Below are 3010 nucleotides of genomic sequence, written 5' to 3'. Positions count from 1 at the left end.
ATCAAGTTGCTGCAAAAATCAGCTCGAAAGTTCAACACGCCCTAGGCTTTCGGCGAAGAAGTTAATCGGCGAATACGCTCATCGAAGATAAAATAGGAGGATCTGATGGCAGAAGATTCAGGTCAAGAACGCACAGAAGACGCAACGCCCAGACGCTTGGATCAGGCACGTGAAAAAGGACAGGTTGCAAGGTCTAAAGAGTTAGCGTCGGTCTCCGTTTTGGTTATGGGCGCAGTTTCCCTGATGTGGTTTGGGGAGGCTCTGGGAAAAGAGTTATTTGAAGGAATGAGCCGACTCTTTTCTTTGAGCCGAGAAGAAGTGTTTGATATGAGCAAGCTCAGTGATATCGCTAGTGGTGTGCTCGGCAGCTTACTTGGCCCCCTTGTTTTGATTCTGATTGTCTTGTTTGTCGCAGCCCTTATTGGCGCAGCAGGGGTTGGTGGGGTGAACTTTTCGGTGAAAGCGGCAATGCCTAAAGCCTCAAAAATGAATCCGTTGAGTGGTTTGAAGCGGATGGTGGGTATGCAAAGTGCTGTCGAACTGCTTAAGTCGATACTTAAGGTTTCTTTAGTGTCAGGTGTTGCTTTTTATCTGATTGACGCCTCCAAAGAAGATCTTTTTCAGCTGAGTATGGATGTTTACCCACAGAATATTTTCCACGCTCTCGACATTCTATTAGATTTCATTTTGCTCATTAGCTGCTCGTTGCTTATTGTGGTCGCCATCGATATACCTTTCCAGATTTGGCAGCATGCGGATCAGCTAAAAATGACCAAGCAAGAAGTGAAAGATGAGCACAAAGACACCGATGGTAAGCCAGAAGTGAAAGGCCGAATCCGAATGTTGCAACGTGAAATGGCTCAGAGGCGAATGATGGCCGATGTGCCCGAAGCGGATGTGATTATCACCAACCCAGATCACTTCTCAGTGGCGTTACGGTATAAGCAAAATGTAGATAAAGCCCCCGTAGTGGTTGCGAAGGGCGTTGACCATATGGCATTAAAAATTCGTGAAATAGCCAGAGAACACGACATTTATGTCATTCCTGCACCGCCATTGGCTCGTGCGCTTTACCATACAACCGAGTTAGAACAAGAGATTCCTGATGGGCTGTTTACCGCAGTGGCTCAAGTGCTTGCTTATGTTTTCCAGCTTAAACAGTTTAGAAAGCGTGGTGGTCAACGTCCTAAGTTGGATGAAGACACCATGACGATTCCAACGGATCTTCGCCATTGATGTCATCTTGCTTGAACCATGAACCATGAACCATGAACCTGAACCTCAAAACAAGATGTTCAAAGGGGAGGACAGGTTCAGCTGAGATTACTTTTCAGGAATCGATAACAAAATCAGTAAGGCGCCTGCACCACCAAACTCAAGAGGAGCTTGGTGAAAAGCCATCACATCAGGATGTTGGGCAAGCCACAGCGGTGATTTTTGTTTGAGAATATGTTTACCAATACCGTGTTGTACACAGGCACAATGCACATCGTTTTTGATGCAATACGCAATCATAGCTCCCAGTTCGCGCTTTGCTTCTTTTTGTGTCATCCCGTGCATATCTAAGAATACATCAGGCACATACACGCCACGTCGAAGGCGCTTCACTTCATAAGTAGACACATCATCACGAGCATATCGAGTGGGTCCATCTTGACTGAGAAGCGGAACAAACTCATCAGAGAAATAAAATTCAGTGTCGCTGGCTTCACGAGCGGTGCGTTTGACTTCTTTTTGTATAGAGTTTCTTTTTGGTGGCTGGACTATGGTATCCTGTTGCAACTTTTTTACGCCCTTTACTGCGTCTGTGAATAACGCGAAATCGTCATCAAAATCGGTGTCTTTTTTGCTCATGTTTGGCTCATTGTCTTGCTCGAAGCTTGAATAGCTTAACGTATTAAACATTATTAGCAGTATTGTAGCGCTTTTCGGAGGCAATTTTGGATAAGATTTTTGTAGAAGAAGCGGTATCGGAACTTCATACCCTTCAAGATATGATTCGTTGGACCGTCAGTCGTTTTAATGCCGCTAACTTATTTTATGGTCACGGTACTGATAACGCATGGGATGAAGCCGTACAGCTTATCCTTCCAACGTTATATTTACCTATTGATCTTCCTCCGCATGTGTTGAACTCTCGCCTCACGAGCAGTGAACGTTTACGTATCGTTGAGCGTGTTGTGAAGCGTATCAACGAACGTACTCCGACCGCGTACCTCACCAATAAAGCGTGGTTCTGTGGCCTTGAGTTCTTTGTTGATGAACGTGTACTCGTACCTCGCTCTCCGATTGCTGAGTTGATTGAGGCGCAATTCCAGCCTTGGCTAACCGAAGAGCCAACCCGTGTTATGGATTTGTGTACCGGTAGTGGGTGTATTGCTATTGCTTGTGCGCATGCTTTCCCAGACGCAGAAGTCGATGCGATTGATATTTCAGTCGATGCCCTTCAAGTAGCTGAGCAAAATGTTCAAGACCACGGTATGGAGCAGCAAGTCTTCCCAATGCGTTCTGATCTGTTCCGTGATTTACCACAGGAAAAATACAGTCTGATCGTATCGAATCCACCGTATGTGGATGAAGAAGATATGAACAGCCTACCTGATGAATTTACTCACGAGCCGGAACTGGGTTTGGCAGCCGGTACCGATGGTCTAAAATTGGTACGCAGAATCTTAGCCAATGCGCCTAATTATCTAACCGAAGACGGTATTTTAGTGTGTGAAGTGGGGAACTCAATGGTGCATATGATGGAGCAATACCCCGATATCCCATTTACATGGATAGAGTTTTCTAACGGTGGCCATGGCGTATTTATGCTTACCCGACAGCAGCTTGTGGATTGTGCTGATGAGTTTGCACTGTATATCGATTAAACGCTAATCGAGAAGAGAAAACGTCAGCCTTGTGTTGGCGTTTTTTTATGCGTGTTGATTACTATACCAATCGTAGTAAACAAGTGTTCATCCTAGCGGGTTAAAATACTCGATAACGGCGTTAGAATTTTTGATTG

At 45.2% G+C, this 3010-nt stretch carries 3 protein-coding genes; 2 read left to right on the top strand and 1 reads right to left on the bottom strand.

Annotated elements, in window-relative coordinates; translation table 11 throughout:
• Nucleotides 1–105: 105 nt before the first annotated feature.
• Nucleotides 106–1236 (top strand): flagellar biosynthesis protein FlhB, encoded by a 1131-nt coding sequence (flhB, locus tag A1QO_RS03915; RefSeq protein WP_017035131.1) that lies wholly within the window; start codon nt 106–108, stop codon nt 1234–1236.
• Between the two features lie 87 nt (nt 1237–1323).
• On the opposite strand, the gene smrB is transcribed toward flhB, so the two are convergent.
• Nucleotides 1324–1854, bottom strand: coding sequence for an endonuclease SmrB (gene smrB / locus A1QO_RS03910; protein ID WP_026026591.1), 531 nt, complete (start codon nt 1852–1854; stop codon nt 1324–1326).
• 86 nt (nt 1855–1940) lie between these two features.
• On the opposite strand from smrB, the gene prmB reads away from it, so the two are divergent.
• Nucleotides 1941–2873 carry a 50S ribosomal protein L3 N(5)-glutamine methyltransferase gene (gene prmB / locus A1QO_RS03905; RefSeq protein WP_017037813.1) on the top strand — a complete coding sequence of 311 codons (933 nt, stop codon included), beginning with the start codon at nt 1941–1943 and terminating at the stop codon, nt 2871–2873.
• The last annotated feature ends 137 nt before the right edge of the window (nt 2874–3010 follow it).

It is taken from the genome of Vibrio genomosp. F10 str. ZF-129, assembly GCF_000287055.2.
Lineage (GTDB): Bacteria > Pseudomonadota > Gammaproteobacteria > Enterobacterales > Vibrionaceae > Vibrio.
This window is presented reverse-complemented; position numbering and strand designations above follow the sequence as displayed.

Bases quoted from the DNA above. Each gene is read 5' to 3' on its own strand.
- flhB (WP_017035131.1), top strand. From the start codon at position 106: ATGGCAGAAGATTCAGGTCAAGAACGCACAGAAGACGCAACGCCCAGA.
- smrB (WP_026026591.1), bottom strand. From the start codon at position 1,854: ATGAGCAAAAAAGACACCGATTTTGATGACGATTTCGCGTTATTCACA.